Origin of the sequence: Lysobacter luteus (assembly GCF_907164845.1) — a bacterium.
GTDB lineage: Bacteria > Pseudomonadota > Gammaproteobacteria > Xanthomonadales > Xanthomonadaceae > Novilysobacter > Novilysobacter luteus.
Genome location: NZ_OU015430.1, coordinates 841,460 through 857,212, shown reverse-complemented (window position 1 = coordinate 857,212; position 15,753 = coordinate 841,460). Strand labels below are relative to the sequence as shown.

The following is a 15,753-nucleotide window of genomic DNA, read 5'->3' as shown; positions in this document are numbered from 1 at the left end:
CGTCCAAGCCGACGCCGCTTCGCGGCGCGGCTTAACTCAGGTGTTAGGCCGCATTGCATATGACCAATGGTCCGGAAAAAGAAGTTGAATGCTCGTCTTGCGGGCGAAAAAATCGCGTAATTGCGCAACAAACGGCCGGTGAGTATCGCTGTGGCAGCTGTAAGTCTTTGCTCACTCTTCCGGACGAAAAGCAGCCCAATCGCCCCAAATCTAGCGGATCGATCGCTTTCGCCTTCGTGATACTTTTGCTGATCTATGGATCGATCGATAGCTGCAATAGTGGATCAGGCAGTTGTCGATACAATGAATGTGTGCCGTAGTGCGGCCTAACAATTCGTTCAAGCCGAACTTGCTTCGCTCCACCAACAACATTGCAGGAAAAGCTTGCCATGTTGTCGGCTCCGCTACGCAAGTCGGCTTAACTCAGGCGTTAGGCGTCACAGGAAGATTTCCGTTGCCGAGAGACATATGAGTTGCCTCGAAACCTATTCCACTCTGCGCATCTTCTCTAAGACGATGCCCCCTGATGAGATCGGTCGCATTCTTGGCATTCAAGCAACCCGGACTCGCGCCATCGCTTCAGGCTCAAAGTACCGGCATGAGCGCGAGAATCACTATTGGGGCTGGTCTAGTGACAGCTCCGTGCAATCCGTGGATGGAATTGAGCATGTTCGAGCTGTAATCTCGCTGCTACAGGGCAAAGAGCAACAGCTTGCGCAGCTCCGCACGGCGGGTTGTGGCATTGACGTCTGTTGCTATTGGGTCTCCTCCGGACAGGGCGGTCCCTTCCTCGACAATCTTGCGCTCACCGACCTCTCTCGCCTGGGCTTAGAGATCTGGTGGGATATCTACTTTGGCGAGGAAGAGGAGTATGCAGAGGGTGCTGCTGGCCGTACGGCCGGTGGCGCCTAACAATTCGTTCAAGCCGAACTTGCTTCGCTACACCAAACACATGGCAGAAAAAGCTTGCCATGTGTTTGGCTCCACTACGCAAGTCGGCTTAACTCAGGCGTTAGGCGCTTGGTGAAACATTCCTTGCTCTCGCTATTCGAAACGCCCGGCACGCTGCGAGAACCAGCTCTCGAGGAGGAGCGGGCCGCACGTGGCTGGTCGGTCGAGCGCATGTGCAACGAACTGGCAGTGCTCATCGCCAAGAGCTACATGGCCGAGGAGCTCACCTTTGAAGTCGCGGACACCGCCATGAACTGGCTGTGGCCTTACTCCTTCAAGGCCGGCACAGCGTACTTGCCCGAACCGTGCAACGAGATCTATCTGGCATTTGATGCGGGTGAGTGGAAAAGCGCCTCGGACCCGGCTGAGCTAGATCCCGAGGCGGCGTACACTCGGCCAATGCTGGAAAAGCTGCTGGCGCAAGATCACGGCTCAAGCGCCTAACAATTCGTCCAAGCCGACGCCGCTTCGCGGCGCGGCTTAACTCAGGTGTTAGCGCTCATGGAACGCACCGTGGCACTCGTAATCAGCAATGTGCTTCTTTCCGTGGCGGTCGCCGCTGGCGGGCAACCTTCCGTCCCTACCTCCATTGCACCCGAGACAGCCGTAAGCATCTGCCGCATCCGGCAAAATCCCGAGCAGTACGTCGGGCGGGTTGTAACGGTGTCGGGTGTCTACAAGACGGACTCAAGCCATTATTCGTATGTGCTTGACCCGTCCTGCTCCAGCCAGAGCACGCTCGACTTGGGGTTCAAGGTTCCGGAGCGGGACAGTTCCGTTGCGGCCTTCGAGGCCGCCGAGGCCGAAGAGTGCAAGCGCACGGGCCAGCGCGGCCTGTGCGTGCTGGAAGCATCGATCGTGCTGCGGGGCGAGATCGCACAAACCAAGGGGGCCCACCTGCAGCCCGACTTGGTTTACCTCATCATCAACCCGCATAGCGTGCTCACGTACCGATTCCGGACTGAGCGCTAACAATTCGTCCAAGCCGACGCCGCTTCGCGGCGCGGCTTAACTCAGGTGTTAGGCCGCACAATAGCCTTCGCCGCAGTTTGATCTTCTAGCTTGGAGTCACCGTGTCCGCACCAGCTCGCGCCGGCATCTTCATCTACGCCAAAGACCCTGATCGCCTTTCCGCCTTCTACGAGTCCGTTCTAGGCATGACGGCCGCGCATCGTACTGGCCAGATGGTCGTGCTTCGCTCGCCAGATTTGCAGCTCATTGTTCACGCCATGCCGCCACAAGTTGCATCGCGTGTTGCAATCACAAGCCCGCCACAGGTGCGTGACAATGCGGCCATCAAGTTCTTCTGCACCGTCCCTAGTCGTTCGGGGGCCCAAGAATCAGCGCAAGCTTTAGGCGGGCAGGTACTTCCAGAGCAGTGGAAAGGCCCCGGCTTCGTAGTTCGCAATGCTTTTGACCCTGAAGGGAATATCTTTCAGATCCGGGAAGCTGCGGCCTAACAGGTCATTCAAGCCGAACCCACTTCGTGCCATTTGCAGGCATAGTCGCTGCTGGGGCTGCGGTTCAACTCCCGACTCACGCGTTGTGGGTCGGCTTAATTCCGGTGTTAGCTTGCAATGGCAACCATTTCCCAGTCCGACAATGAAAACCTGCAGCGCCTCGTCGGAGCCATCGTGCTCGCCAGCCAAGATGTAGAGGGCTACTTGAAGGTGATCGTGCCATTCATGGCGACCGAAGAGGCGACCCTGCAATCGGTGATCCAGACCCACGGGAAGCTACAAAGACGCATGCTCGGGCAACTGGTCGGGCACTTTGTAGATTCAACTACGTCCGACACGCTGGGTTTTGCCCAACACATGGCCCAGCTGGTTAATGACCGCAACAGAATAGTTCACCATTTCAATGATACATATGGGGCGCAGCTTGCCTCCGGGGATATTGCGTCAGTCATCTCCTCCCTTCAAGCCGTACTCGGAAATATAACGAACTTCCGGTCTGTTACCGTGCAGTTGGCGCTTGTAATCTTCGAGGGACTGCGTGATACAACCTTCTACGGCACGCCCGAGTACGAGCAGTTCTCAGAATTGTGTGCGAAGTTCCGGAAGCAGGTTGCAAGCTAACAATTCGTTCAAGCCGAACTTGCTTCGCTACGTCAACAACATGGCAGGTAAAGCTTGCCATATTGTTGCCTCCGCTACGCAAGTCGGCTTAACTCGGGCGTTAGGTGCGCGTGGACACACTCCGTAGGCTCAAATATTTTTTAAGGCGGCGAGCCCCAGCACCACCGCAACCGATCGAGTTGCATGGCGCTGGCTTCTCGGTGGGAAGCGTCAATATCGCTTGGTCTGACGTCTTTGAAATCTCCGCGTACAAGCTTGATCGGCTTACAACCGATGAGGCTATCTTGGAGTTCGCGTTTGGCCCAGGGGAACGAGTTGCGGTCAGTGAGGAACAGCCGGGGTTCGGTGCCTTGGACGCTGCAATAGCACGTGTATTTCCTACTACAACCACTTGGCGCAACCTCGTCTTGCAACCGGCTTTTGCTCGCAATTACGTGGTGCTGTACCGTCGCACCTAACAATTCGTTCAAGCCGAACTCGCTTCGTTCCACCAAAGCCATGGCAGAAAAACCTTGCCATGGCTTTGGCTCCACTACGCAAGTCGGCTTAACTCAGGCGTTATGCGTCACAGGAGGTTCCCTTGGATCGTCGGGCTCTAAAAATCCCTTTTACGCGAGAGAGTACGCCCGACTGGTTGTGCCCGCGCTGCAGGAAGGGTCTGCTTCGGTTTGTCCCAGGGAAGTTCCACGCCGAAGAGCGCAAAGATTCGAGGGATGCGCACAGCCACGAGGCCTGGGACCCAGACTGGATCGAATACACATACTCTGGACTTCTCCAGTGCGGTAACGATAACTGTGGCGAGTTTGTTGCTAACTCGGGCACGGGTGGAGTTGACATTGATGTAGTCATTGGTGACGACGGCGAACCGGAGCAGACTTGGGGTGACTTTTTCCGTCCCAAGTACTTTCAGCCGCCGTTGCGACTTATTGACCTCCCTGAGGAATGCCCGGCTCCCGTCTCTACGCCCTTACAAGAGTCCTTCCGACTGTTCTTCAGCAGCCCTGCCGCTGCGTCCAACAATGTTCGTATCGCCCTTGAGGCTCTGCTGACAGAACTGGGTGTGAAGCGCTTTAACACCAAGAACGGTAAGCGGATATTCCTCAACCTGCACTCACGCATTAGCCTTCTTCCGCCTAAGTACTCTGAGCTTGGAGAGCTTCTGCTGGCCATAAAGTGGCTCGGGAATGCTGGCAGCCATGCAGATAGCGCTGTCACGATAGATGACGTAATGGATGCGTACGAGCTCATAGATCACGTTCTGCAAGAGCTCTATACGCAGAAGGCAAAGAAGGCCAAAGCCCTTGCCAAGCTCATCAACAAAAAGAAGGGGCCAAAAGGGTGACGCATAACAATTCGTTCAAGCCGAAGCCGCTTCGCGGCTCGGCTTAACTCAGGCGTTAGACGTGCAGATGACTTCCAAGGCGCTCGGGAACTGGCTCAAAGACAACTGGTTCTTTATTGCAATGGTCGCGCTGTTGTTTGCTGCTGCGAGCATTGAGCGCGGCCTTGTGGGTGGCGCTTGGATCGCCGGCGCTGTTTGCTACGTGATTGCGGTGATGTGGTTCTGTTCCGTAGCAGTTCCGGCGTTGTTTCTCCGCACCCGCCTGCCCTGGGTCGAATGGTCGCTCTTTGCGTTCGCAAGCGCTTTTGCCCTACTGGCGTACGCACTAGGCTTCCCGGAACTGATAGAGGTAGGCTTGTACGGCCTTGCCACAGGGTTAGCCTTGGGGTTGTTCTTCCTGTTCTATGCATGGCGTCTGCGCGCAAAGTGAGCGGCCAGCACGTCTAACAATTCGTTCAAGCCGAACTTGACTCAGGCGTTAGGCCTCACGGGAACCACCACGTATGTCGGAAACAAAACTCGAAGGTGGCTGTCAGTGCGGCGCTGTTCGGTATCGCGTCACTGGCGCACCAGTCATGACCGCAATCTGCCATTGCTCCATGTGCAGACGGGCCAATGCGGCCCCTGCTGTCGCCTGGGCCATGTTCCAGGAGCAACAGGTCAACTTCACAGGCGCCCACCCCAAGCTCTATGCATCCTCAGAGCAGGCGCAGCGGGGCTTCTGTGAGACCTGCGGCACACCGATTTCGTTCTCCGCAGCGTATATCCCCGGCCTGATCGACCTCACCATTGGTAGCATGGACCAGCCGGACACAATCACTCCCCAGTTCCACTACTGGCACTCCAAACACCTCGCTTGGGCGGAGTTCGCGGATACCTTGCCCCGTCATCCTGAGTTTCCACCACTGGCTGAGGCCTAACAATGCGTTCAAGCCGAAGCCGCTTCGTTCCGCAAACCACATGGCAGGTAAAGCTTGCCATGTGCTTCGCTCCACTGCGCGTCTCGGCTTAACTTAGGTGTTAGGCGCCATGTCGAAAACCTCCGCTACCTGGGCAGTCATCGGCATAACGGTCGCCAATCTTGCTTTGGTGGGTTGAGCTCCATCTTCGCCGTGTACGGTGACGGCTCGCCGGGAGCTGCACCGCTGGTGTTAGGTGTTGGAGCCGCATGGGTTCTGGGCTTCGCCTGTCGAGGGGCTGCCCTGGTCAATAGGGGCGAGTATCGTGCTGCTGCCGGGGCCGCAGCAAAAGCGCTGCCGTACGCATTCGCCACTCTTGTTTTGGGTGGATCCCTTGTACTGCTCGTCGCCATCACCTTCGGTTGGTAGTCGCGCTGCACCTAACAGGTCATTCAAGCCGAACCCACTTCGTCCCATTTGCAGGCATAGTCGCTGCTGGGGCATCAGTTCCACTCCCGGCTCACGCGCTGTGGGTCGGCTTAATTCCGGTGTTAGAGCGCAGTCGAAGGCCCATCTCACGTCCATCGCATTCGTGCAGGAGCGCACATGAAATCTTGCTTGGCTTTGCTCATTCTCCTGGCCGCGCCCTACGCAGCGGCAGCCCACGCCGCAGAGACTCCGTGTCCTGCACTGCCAGATGCCAGTGAGCTGCAATGGCAGTTTCACAGGTTCGATGAGTCGTCGTACAGCTGCTACGCGGTCACAGGTCAGAACCACTTGTCATTTGGGTTCCTCGTAGCGCCGGCCTTTAAGTTTGAGCCCAAAGCCTCCGAGCAGGTGGCTACCGGACGGATTGGAGAGCGGTCTGTAAACTGGTATCGGACGGCCTTGCAGCCAACCTCATGGCAGTCGCTGCTTAGCTTGGACAGCAATCCTGCCAAGGTCGTACATGTTTTTGTGCCTGCATCCGATGCATCAACGCTTCAACAAAGGCTATCGGTGCTCGAAAGCCTGTCGCTCGCTCCATAGCAGGCTGCGCTCTAACAACTCGTCCAAGCCGACGCCGCTTCGCGGCGCGGCTTAACTCAGGTGTTAGGGCGCACATGATTTTCATCGTAGCCGCGGCTCTCTTCTTACCCTTCCTCGCCATCGCGGTAGGCGTCACGTTTGCGGTGGCTTGCCTCACCCGGGGTTTGGGTCGCACTGCTTGGACCACGCTGGTCGTGGTTGTCTCGTCCCCGCTCGTAACGCCCACGATGGGTCCGGCAACCATTGCCGTTGTGCCGGTAACCTTTGGGTGGCTGTTGATTCCGTCCATTGCAACTGGGTCGTGGTCCGAGCTGGCCGGGTGGCTAGCGGCGTACCCTATGTGGCACGCGTTTGCATTTCCGGCCACCGCTGCCCTTTCGTATTTGGTACTGCGCAGGGTGCGCCCTAACAATTCATTCAAGCCGAAGCCGCTTCGCGGCTCGGCTTAATTCAGGCGTTAGACCTGCCATGAAATTACCTCGCATCCTGATCGCGCTAGCTCTTGTTTGTTATTCAGCGGTTGCCGTTTCCGGTCAGGGTGTTGTCCCGGCTTGTAAAGACCATCTCTCGCCGATTCACAAGGTCGCCCCGAAGCTTCCGCCTCGCCTACACAACGAGTTCGAGGGAAAAGCTGTTGTCTCGTACCTCGTCGACATCAATGGCAGCGTGCAATCCCCAACCATTGTTTCCGCCGAGTGGCACCCCGCCGGACGCTCGTCCGGCCAGCCCGTCGGCTACATTGAGGCAATCCTTGAGGCTGTCGCGCAGTGGCAATTCGCGCCCCAGGCGCAGACATGCCGCAACCAAACACCAGTGGAGATCATCTTTGGTGACTCATAGCCCGCGGCTGGCAGGTCTAACAATTCGTTCAAGCCGAACTTGCTTCGTTACACCAAAGCTATGGCAGGGAAAGCTTGCCATGACTTTGGCTCCACTACGCAAGTCGGCTCAACTCAGGCGTTAGGCCTCACGGAGACACGTCGATGGAATTTGTGACCAGCTTCGGCTTGGTTTGCGCTTGCGTATTTGTCGCGTGGGGCGGCTTCGGGCTGATCGCCGCGTGGCTTGTGCCCGCACTGAAAAACTCGCCTTTGCTTGGCAGCAAGATGTTCATTGGGGGGCTTGAGCCTACGCGCACAAATCTGACGCTGGTATCGTTCTCGGGCATTGCGCTCGGCGTGGCCTTGTCGTCCTTGGTTCTTCTGTATTGGTTGCTCTTCTGGGCATCGTTCGTCGTTTATGCCGCGCTCGCCATTTGGCTCCGCAGAAGGCACTCGGGCCGAGAGGCCTAACAATTCGTTCAAGCCGAAACCACTTCGTTACACCAAAGGCATAGCAGGAAAAGCTTGCCATGCCTTTGGCTCCACTACGCGGTTCGGCTTAACTCAGGCGTTAGGCGCTTGGTGAAACATTCCTTGCTCTCGCTATTCGAAACGCCCGGCACGCTGCGAGAACCAGCTCTCGAGGAGGAGCGGGCCGCACGTGGCTGGTCGGTCGAGCGCATGTGCAACGAACTGGCAGTGCTCATCGCCAAGAGCTACATGGCCGAGGAGCTCACCTTTGAAGTCGCGGACACCGCAATGAACTGGCTGTGGCCTTACTCCTTCAAGGCCGGCACAGCGTACTTGGCCGAACCGTGCAACGAGATCTATCTGGCATTTGATGCGGGTGAGTGGAAAAGCGCCTCGGACCCGGCTGAGCTAGATCCCGAGGCGGCGTACACTCGGCCAATGCTGGAAAAGCTGCTGGCGCAAGATCACGGCTCAAGCGCCTAACAATTCGTCCAAGCCGACGCCGCTTCGCGGCGCGGCTTAACTCAGGTGTTAGGCCCCGTAAAAGACTATGCAGCTGACCCCAGAAGAACTTCGAGTCGCCTCCCTCTTTGCCGCCATGCCTCCCGAGGCAAAGGTTCGCTTCCCAACATGGTTCGTGGAGCTCTTTCTGCCACTCGTCATGGCAGTAGCCGGCTGGCTCCTGCACTATCCGGTTCTAGTTGGCGCTGCGTTTGGTGGCCTTCTCACCCTGCACGCGCACCGGATTTTTCGGCAGTTCAAGTTCGCGCGGGAGCTACAATCCATTTGCAGCAAAGCTCAGGCCCAAGCGTCACGCAACACACCCGGGGCCTAACAATTCGTTCAAGCCGAACTTACTTCGTTACACCAAAGCCATGACCAAAAAGCTTGCCATGGCTTTGGCTCCACTACGCAAGTCGGCTTAACTCAGGCGTTATGCCGACAAGAGGCTTCGCTGCAGGTTAATTTCATTGCTTGGAGTCATCGTGTCCGCACCAGCTCGCGCCGGCATCTTCATCTACGCCAAAGACCCCGATCGCCTTTCTGGCTTCTACCAGTCTGTTCTCGGCATGGTGGCCGCTCATCGTACTGACCAGATGATTGTGCTCCGCTCGCCAGATTTACAGCTCATTGTTCACGCCATGCCTCCGCAAGTTGCCTCGCAGGTTGTAATCGCAAGCCCGCCGCAGCTGCGTGACAGTGCCGCTATCAAGTTCTTCTGCACCATACCTAGCCTTTCCGGCGCTCAAGAATCAGCGCAAGCTTTGGGCGGGCAGGTCCTTCCAGAGCAATGGCAAGGTCCCGGGTTCGTGGTTCGCAATGCCTGTGACCCCGAAGGCAATATCTTCCAGGTCCGCGAGAGCGCGACCTAACAATTCGTTCAAGCCGAACTTGCTTCGTTCACACCTGGGTTCCTTTGGAGGGACCCTATCCGGTCAAGGTGGCTCCGCTAAGCTCTAAGTACGTTCTCCCGGCAGCGGCTATGCAAGTGTCCGCGCTACGCAGCTAACAGTTCGTCCAAGCCGACGCCGCTTCGCGGCTCCCCTTAATTCAGGTGTTAGAGAGCAATGGAGATAAGCATGGCCTGGAGATTATTTGTACTGCTCGGCACCGCTGCGGTAGCGGCATGCGCGACCAGCAATGGCCCGCCGGGTACCCGGGCCAATACGAGCATGGACGCGAGCCGCATCGTGGGTCCGGAAAGCCCCGAATGGGACACGCCGCCCAAGCTTCTGAACGGCAAGGCGCCGATCTATCCTATCTCCCAGCTTCTCTCTGCTAAAACAGGGACTTCGGTCATTGTCTACACCATCGGTACCGATGGACGCCCTCGAGACTTCCGCATTGACAGCACTACGGACGAGCGCTATGCCAACCACGCGATCATCGCGGTGCAGAAGTGGGTTTATCAGCCCGCACTGAAGGACGGAGTCCCTGTAGAAGCGACCGTTCGGCAGTCGTTCGACTTTGACGTTCGATAGCCGTCCAACAATTCGCCAGGCCGACGCCTTCGCGGCTCGGCTTAACTCAGGCGTCGGGGGGGGGGTTGGGGAAGGATGCTGCAGCTCGCCGCAATTCTCATTGTGCTCTTGGGCGTTGCCCACTCCGTGCTGGGTGAGCGCTATATCCTCACCCGCCTATTTCGCGGCGAACTGCCCAAGCTCTTCGGCAGCTCCGAGTTCACACGCAACACTGGCGGGTCGGCTCGATTCAGGCGTTAGGCTGCACAGGAGAGTTATGGACAGAACTCGCAACAAGTTCCTCATCGCCGGCGCCGCGCTCAGCGCGCTTGCTGCCGTGCTGCACCTTGGGTGCATTGTTTTCGGTGCGCCTTGGTATCGCTTTCTCGGTGCCGGCGAGCAAATGGCGCAAATGGACCTGGCCGGACATTGGTACCGCACTGTCGCGACCCTGGTCATTACGGTCATGTTGCTGGTTTGGTCGCTCTACGCATTGTCTGGCGCGGGAGTCATCCGCAAGCTCCCGCTTACTCGCCTGGCGCTGTGCGCTATCACTGGCGTCTACTTGTTACGCGGGGTGGCCTTCACTCCGCTCATGGCGTACTTTCCGGGCAACAGCACTACGTTTTGGTTCTGGAGCTCGGCCATCTGCCTGTCTTTTGGCGTTGTCCATCTCGTCGGGCTTCGACAGGTCTGGGCGCGCTTGTAATTCGGGTGCAGCCTGACAATTCGCTCAAGCCGAACTTGCTTCGTTACACCAAAGCCATCTGATTAGTGGCGAGTGTGCGCCGCGCGCCGATCCACAATCAGGATCGTCGATCGAAGTCGTCCGGGGCTGTTACGCTTTCGCGCCACACCCGCCAGGACGGCGGCTGCCCTATCGACTCAAGGACGAGACCGACATGATCCGTACGATCTGCCTGCTGTTGCTGTGCCTGGCCTTCGCGGTTGCACCGGCCAGCCCACCCTCCCCTCCGCCACTGATGCTCGCCACCGGCTACAAGGCCGGGGTTGACGTAAGCGAGTACTGGGTAAGCGAGAAGCTCGATGGTGTCCGCGGGCACTGGGACGGCCAGCAACTGTGGACGCGTGGCGGCCACCTGATCCCCGCGCCCGGCTGGTTTACCAAGGGCTGGCCCACCATCGCGATGGACGGCGAACTGTGGCTTGGCCGCGGCCGGTTCGAGCAAGCCAGCACAACGATACGCACGGGCGGACCGGACGACCCTGCGTGGCGCGCGATGCGATTCATGGTGTTCGCCCTGCCCGCACATGGCGGACGCTTTGATGCCCGCGTACGCGCGATGCGGTCCTTGCTGGCTGGGCACCCTGCCGCTTGGCTGCGGCCGGTTGTGCAGTTCCGCGTGGCAGATCCGGCGACGCTGGATGCGCGGCTCAAGGCCCTGGTCGCCACCGGTGGCGAGGGATTGATGCTGCACCACCGCGATGCACACTACGGCGCGGGTCGCAGCGACTGGCTGCTCAAGTACAAGCCGTATGAGGATGCGGAGGCGCGGGTGGTCGGGCACACGGTAGGCACCGGCAAGTACACCGGGATGCTCGGCGCACTGGTGGTGGAGCGTGCGGACGGGCTGCGCTTTCGACTCGGCAGCGGTTTCACCGATGCGCAGCGCACCGATCCACCGCCGCTGGGCGCTTGGGTGACGTATCGCCATAACGGCCTGACATCCAACGGGGTACCGCGATTCGCACGTTTCGTCCGGATCCGGCACACAATGCCACCCGCCGACCCGCGGTGATGGCGCCGGTTACGTGGTGCTAGTCGCCGCGCAGCAACGTCTCGAGCACCGCCATCCGTGCAGCCACCCCGTTGCGGACCTGCTGCAGCACCAGCGATTGGGGACCATCGGCGACTTCGTCGGTGATCTCGATGCCGCGGTTGATCGGACCGGGGTGCATGACCACCGCGTCGGGCGCAGCGCGTTTCAGGCGGGCAGCATCAAGGCCGTAGTCGCGGTGGTACTCGTCGAGCGATGTGACCAGGCCTTCGTCCATCCGCTCGCGTTGCAGGCGCAGCATCATCACCGCGTCCACGCCGTCGAGCGCGGCGTCGAGATCGTGGCTCACGGTGCAACCGGCGAGGGTGGCGTCGTCGGGGAGCAGTGACCGGGGGCCGCAGACGCGGATCCCGCCGGTGCCGAGTGCCTGCAGCGCGTGCAGGTCGGAGCGGGCGACGCGGGAGTGCCTGACGTCGCCGACAATCAGAACCTTCAGCCGGCTGAAGTCGCCGCCCTTGGCCTGGCGTAGCGTCAGCATGTCGAGCAGTCCCTGGGTCGGGTGCGCGCTGCGACCGTCACCGGCGTTGACCAGCGCGGTACCCGGCGCGGCGGCATCTGCCAGGGCGGCAACGGCACCGTCGTCCTGGTGCCGGATCACGAAGCCGCGCACGCCCATCGCCTCGATCGTCCGGAGGGTGTCGCGCGCGGTCTCGCCCTTGCGGGTGGACGAGGTGGACACGTCGAAGTTCAGCACGTCGGCGCCAAGGCGTTGCGCCGCCAGCTGGAAACTCAGGCGGGTCCGCGTCGACGGTTCGAAGAACAGCGTGCAGACCGCCGTGCCGGCCAGTGCCTGCCGATCGTCGTGGCCGTCGGCATGGTGCTGGGCGCGGTCCAGCAGCGCGAGCAGCTGTTCGCGCGGCATGCCTTCCAGCGTCAGCAAGTGCCGGAGCGGCGACGACGGTACGGCGGGAGGGGTCATGCGGCGGACTCAGGGAGCGGATGCGGGAGGCGGCGTCGCCGCGGGGAGGTCGGCAATGTCGACCGCGTTGTCGGGGGCCGCGAGCCAGCGCTCGACGATGACCGCCGCGGCCACGGCGTCGAGCGCCTCGGCGTCGCGCCGGCGCTTGCGGCCGCTGGCGCGGTCGGCGGCAAACCGTTGCGCGGCTTCGATCGAGCTAGAGCGCTCGTCGACCAGCACCACGGGCAACCGGTAGCGGCGCTGCAGGCCGCGTGCGAACCCGTGGGCGCGCACGCGCGCCGGCTGGTCGCCATCGTCGAGCGTCAGCGGATCGCCGACCACCAGGCCGTCGGGTCGCCACTCCTTGAGGAGGCGGTCGAGCACCACCCAGTCGGGGCCGTGGCCGTGCACGTCAACCACCGCCAGTGCGCGTGCGCCGTGGCCGAATGCGCTGCCGACCGCGACACCGATGCGGCGCGAGCCGACGTCGAAGCCGAGCACCGTACCGTCGCGGCGGAGCGTGGACGTGCTGGTTCCCGCCGCGCTCATGCGTGGCCGGAATAGTCGGCCAGGTGGGCGAAGTCGACCCCGATGCGACCGGCGGCGGCTTGCCAGCGCGCGTCCAGCGGCAGGTCGAACAACAGCTCGGCATCGGCCGGCGCGGTCAGCCAGTCGTTCTCGGTCAGCTCCTGCTCCAGCTGGCCGGATCCCCAGCCCGCGCAACCCAGAGCGACGATCGCGTGCGCCGGCCCTTCACCGCTCACCATCGCCTCGAGGATCTCCCGCGAGGTGGTCAGGAACAGCGAGTCGGTGATGGCCAGGGTGGAATCCCACTGCATGCCGCCGTCGTGCAGCACGAACCCGCGCTCGGGGTGGACCGGGCCGCCGGCGAGCACGATCTGCGCCTTCATCGCGTCGCTGCCGCCCTCCACGCCCATCTGGCCGAGAACCTCGCCCAGGGTGTACTCCGAAGGCCGGTTGACCACGATGCCCATCGCGCCGTCCTCGTCGTGCTGACAGATCAGCGCGACGCTGCGCGAGAAGTTGGTCTCCGCCAGCGAGGGCAATGCGATCAGCAGCTGGTTGGCCAGCGGGGTGGGAGTGGGCTTCATGCGCGCATTCTAGCCCGCGGCGTGCGTACGGGCCCGTGGACGCGGCGGTTGCGACGGGCCCGGGGACGGGCGATCATCGCCGATCGCAACCATCCGCGGCCGCACGGGCCCGGAGAGGCAGGGGCCGTGCCGGATACCCACATCGACAAGCGGGAACGTTGGCAGTTGCCGGCCATGGTGGTTGCGGTCATCGCTATCGTGGTGCTGCCGTTCGTGTTCCTCTCCTCCGTGTTGAAGGAAGGCGTCGAGGCTGCGCGCGAGGTGGAACAAACGGGCCGCGTCGAAGCCACGCTGCATGCACTGGCCTATGACATCCGTGACAACGAAGCCGCTGTGCTCGCACTGGTGGCGGGCTTCGACACCCCGCTGATCCAGACCCGCCTGGCCGACAGCGGCCGCAGGATCCCCGAGGGTGTGGAATCCCTGGCCGAACTTACACGCGGGCACGCCGACCAGCAGTTGCGCGTCGGCGAGCTCAAGGGCCTGCTGGCACGGCGCGCGGCGTTCATCGACGAAGTGGCGTCCTCCGACGGTGCGCTGCCGGTGGCGGCCGGCGAGATCGTCGTGCGCTACCCGGTGCGCCCCCTGGTCGACAGCATCCTGGCCGAGGAATCGCGATTGCTGAGAGTACGGTTGGCGCATGCCGACCGGCTGCGGCGCCAGGCACTGGGCTTGATCTGGGCGACCGTGGCGGCACAACTGCTGCTGTTCGCACTGGTCGGCTGGCTTGCGCGGCGCCATTCGGTGCAACGGATGGAGAGCGAGCGCGAATCGCGTCGCGCCAATTCACGCGCCATGGCGATCCTGCACACGGTGCGTGAACCGATCGTACTGGTCGACCACCACCAGCGGGTGGTGATGCACAACCCCGCGTTTGCCGAGCTGTACGGGGCGCCGAAACAGCCCGGGGAAGAGGCGCTGGATGGCCGTGAGCTGGCGGATACCGGTGATGGTGCGTGGCGCGACGACGCGCTGCGCCAGCGCCTCAACGACGTGCTGGTGCGCGGACGTGAGCTGTGGGACTACGAGCACCACCAGACCACCAGCGACGGCAGCGAACGGGTGATGCTGATCAACGCTCGGCGGATGCCGCTGCCGGACCGCGAAGACCGGGTCGTGCTCCTCACCATCAGCGACGTGACCGCCGCCAAGGCCACCGAGAACCGTATCCGCGAGCTAAACCAGCAGTTGGAAGGCAAGGTGGCACAGGTCTCCGACGTCAACCGCGAGCTGGAGGCTTTCAGCTATTCCGTGTCGCACGATCTTCGCGCGCCGCTGCGGCATGTCGCCGGGTTCGCCGACAAACTCGGTCGACACCTGGGCGATAGCGCCGACGACAAGGCCCGCCACTACATCGACGTGATCGGCAATTCGGCGCGCCGTATGTCGACCCTCATCGACGACCTGCTGGTGTACTCGCGTCTCGGGCGCAGCGCGATGCGGCTGCAAGCGGTGGACATGCAATCGATGGTCGCCGAGACCCGCGCGATCCTCGACGCCAACGCCGAAGCCGACACCCCGGGGCGCCGCATCGAGTGGCGGATCGCACCGCTGCCGATCCTGGTCGGCGACGAGAATATGCTGCGCCAGGTCTGGCTGAACCTGCTCGGGAACGCGGTCAAGTACACCGGAGCGCGCGAGCAGGCGCTTATAGAGGTCGGCCACGAGCGAATGGCCGATGGCAGCCACCACTTCAGCGTCCGCGATAATGGCGCCGGCTTCGACATGCAGTACGCGGGCAAGCTGTTCGGCGTTTTCCAGCGCATGCACAAGGCGTCGGAGTACCCCGGCACCGGCATCGGCCTGGCCAGCGTCCGCCGCGTATTGGTGCGCCATGGTGGCAAAGTGTGGGCCGAAGCCGAGCCCGACGCCGGCGCCACCTTCCACTTCACGCTTCCCGCCAGCCTCGACCCCAACCAGAAGACAGGGCCCACTGAATGAGCACCCCCATCCGCACCATCCTTCTGGCCGAAGACAGCCCGGCCGATGCCGAAATGGCGCTCGACGCGCTGCGCGAGGCCAACCTGGTCAACCCCGTGGTCCACGTCGAAGACGGCGTCGAGGCGATGGACTACCTGATGCGCCGCGGCCCGTGGGCGGACCGCCCGGAAGGCAACCCGGCGGTGCTGCTGCTGGACATCAAGATGCCGCGCATGGATGGCCTGGAAGTGCTGCAGCGCATGCGCGACGACGATTCGCTCAAGCGCGTGCCGGTCGTCATGCTCACCTCCTCCAGCGAAGAGAGCGACCTCGCCCGCAGCTGGGACCTGGGCGTCAACGCCTACGTGGTCAAGCCGGTCGACGTCGACCAGTTCTTCACCGCGGTCAAGACGCTGGGCCAGTTCTGGGCCGTGTTCAACGAAGCACCCGCCGAGTGACGAGGTGCCAG

Annotated in this window: 20 protein-coding genes; 17 read left to right on the top strand and 3 right to left on the bottom strand. The window is 61.5% G+C overall.

Annotation, left to right across the window (positions count from 1 at the left end):
• The first annotated feature begins 468 nt into the window (after positions 1 to 468).
• From KOD61_RS04000 to KOD61_RS03930, 15 genes are all read left to right on the top strand, one after another.
• The gene (locus KOD61_RS04000) at positions 469 to 912 is read left to right on the top strand and encodes a DUF4279 domain-containing protein (RefSeq protein ID WP_215219766.1); all 444 of its coding nucleotides are present in this window, start codon (positions 469 to 471) and stop codon (positions 910 to 912) included.
• Between the two features lie 111 nt (positions 913 to 1,023).
• Positions 1,024 to 1,395 (top strand): hypothetical protein, encoded by a 372-nt coding sequence (locus tag KOD61_RS03995; RefSeq protein ID WP_215219765.1) that lies wholly within the window; start codon positions 1,024 to 1,026, stop codon positions 1,393 to 1,395.
• Between the two features lie 57 nt (positions 1,396 to 1,452).
• Entirely contained in the window at positions 1,453 to 1,923 is a 471-nt protein-coding gene (locus tag KOD61_RS03990) for a hypothetical protein (RefSeq protein ID WP_215219764.1), read from the top strand.
• A gap of 101 nt (positions 1,924 to 2,024) precedes the next feature.
• Positions 2,025 to 2,411, top strand: coding sequence for a VOC family protein (locus KOD61_RS03985; protein WP_215219763.1), 387 nt, complete (start codon positions 2,025 to 2,027; stop codon positions 2,409 to 2,411).
• A 117-nt stretch (positions 2,412 to 2,528) separates the two neighbouring features.
• Entirely contained in the window at positions 2,529 to 3,032 is a 504-nt protein-coding gene (locus KOD61_RS03980) for a hypothetical protein (protein ID WP_215219762.1), read from the top strand.
• Positions 3,033 to 3,612: 580 nt separating this feature from the next.
• Positions 3,613 to 4,374, top strand: a complete 762-nt coding sequence (locus tag KOD61_RS03975) for a DUF4145 domain-containing protein (RefSeq protein ID WP_215219761.1) — start codon at positions 3,613 to 3,615, stop codon at positions 4,372 to 4,374.
• Positions 4,375 to 4,435: 61 nt separating this feature from the next.
• On the top strand, positions 4,436 to 4,804 hold the full coding sequence (locus KOD61_RS03970) for a hypothetical protein (RefSeq protein ID WP_215219760.1): 369 nt from the start codon (positions 4,436 to 4,438) through the stop codon (positions 4,802 to 4,804).
• Between the two features lie 145 nt (positions 4,805 to 4,949).
• Complete coding sequence (locus KOD61_RS03965) at positions 4,950 to 5,294, top strand: GFA family protein (RefSeq protein ID WP_215219759.1); 345 nt, start codon at positions 4,950 to 4,952, stop codon at positions 5,292 to 5,294.
• 1,476 nt (positions 5,295 to 6,770) lie between these two features.
• On the top strand, positions 6,771 to 7,142 hold the full coding sequence (locus KOD61_RS03960; RefSeq protein WP_215219758.1) for an energy transducer TonB: 372 nt from the start codon (positions 6,771 to 6,773) through the stop codon (positions 7,140 to 7,142).
• A gap of 143 nt (positions 7,143 to 7,285) precedes the next feature.
• On the top strand, positions 7,286 to 7,594 hold the full coding sequence (locus tag KOD61_RS03955; RefSeq protein ID WP_215219757.1) for a hypothetical protein: 309 nt from the start codon (positions 7,286 to 7,288) through the stop codon (positions 7,592 to 7,594).
• Between the two features lie 111 nt (positions 7,595 to 7,705).
• Positions 7,706 to 8,077, top strand: a complete 372-nt coding sequence (locus KOD61_RS03950; protein ID WP_215219756.1) for a hypothetical protein — start codon at positions 7,706 to 7,708, stop codon at positions 8,075 to 8,077.
• A gap of 503 nt (positions 8,078 to 8,580) precedes the next feature.
• Positions 8,581 to 8,967, top strand: a complete 387-nt coding sequence (locus KOD61_RS03945; protein ID WP_215219755.1) for a VOC family protein — start codon at positions 8,581 to 8,583, stop codon at positions 8,965 to 8,967.
• Between the two features lie 207 nt (positions 8,968 to 9,174).
• The gene (locus KOD61_RS03940) at positions 9,175 to 9,576 is read left to right on the top strand and encodes an energy transducer TonB (RefSeq protein WP_215219754.1); all 402 of its coding nucleotides are present in this window, start codon (positions 9,175 to 9,177) and stop codon (positions 9,574 to 9,576) included.
• Between the two features lie 256 nt (positions 9,577 to 9,832).
• Positions 9,833 to 10,264 carry a hypothetical protein gene (locus KOD61_RS03935; protein WP_215219753.1) on the top strand — a complete coding sequence of 144 codons (432 nt, stop codon included), beginning with the start codon at positions 9,833 to 9,835 and terminating at the stop codon, positions 10,262 to 10,264.
• A gap of 193 nt (positions 10,265 to 10,457) precedes the next feature.
• The gene (locus tag KOD61_RS03930; RefSeq protein ID WP_251370651.1) at positions 10,458 to 11,315 is read left to right on the top strand and encodes a DNA ligase; all 858 of its coding nucleotides are present in this window, start codon (positions 10,458 to 10,460) and stop codon (positions 11,313 to 11,315) included.
• Positions 11,316 to 11,334: 19 nt separating this feature from the next.
• On the opposite strand, the gene KOD61_RS03925 is transcribed toward KOD61_RS03930, so the two are convergent.
• The 3 genes from KOD61_RS03925 to KOD61_RS03915 are packed head-to-tail and all read right to left on the bottom strand — an operon-like array spanning position 11,335 to position 13,364.
• The gene (locus KOD61_RS03925) at positions 11,335 to 12,273 is read right to left on the bottom strand and encodes an aspartate carbamoyltransferase catalytic subunit (RefSeq protein ID WP_215219752.1); all 939 of its coding nucleotides are present in this window, start codon (positions 12,271 to 12,273) and stop codon (positions 11,335 to 11,337) included.
• 9 nt (positions 12,274 to 12,282) lie between these two features.
• Positions 12,283 to 12,801 (bottom strand): Holliday junction resolvase RuvX, encoded by a 519-nt coding sequence (gene ruvX, locus KOD61_RS03920; protein ID WP_215219751.1) that lies wholly within the window; start codon positions 12,799 to 12,801, stop codon positions 12,283 to 12,285.
• Entirely contained in the window at positions 12,798 to 13,364 is a 567-nt protein-coding gene (locus KOD61_RS03915; protein ID WP_215219750.1) for a YqgE/AlgH family protein, read from the bottom strand. The genes ruvX and KOD61_RS03915 overlap by 4 nt, the downstream gene beginning before the upstream one ends.
• A 174-nt stretch (positions 13,365 to 13,538) precedes the next feature.
• Here KOD61_RS03915 and KOD61_RS03910 point away from each other — a divergent pair, with 174 nt between their 5' ends.
• Positions 13,539 to 15,305, top strand: a complete 1,767-nt coding sequence (locus KOD61_RS03910; protein ID WP_215220276.1) for a sensor histidine kinase — start codon at positions 13,539 to 13,541, stop codon at positions 15,303 to 15,305.
• The gene (locus KOD61_RS03905; RefSeq protein WP_215219749.1) at positions 15,302 to 15,742 is read left to right on the top strand and encodes a response regulator; all 441 of its coding nucleotides are present in this window, start codon (positions 15,302 to 15,304) and stop codon (positions 15,740 to 15,742) included. The genes KOD61_RS03910 and KOD61_RS03905 overlap by 4 nt, the downstream gene beginning before the upstream one ends.
• Positions 15,743 to 15,753 lie beyond the last annotated feature (11 nt).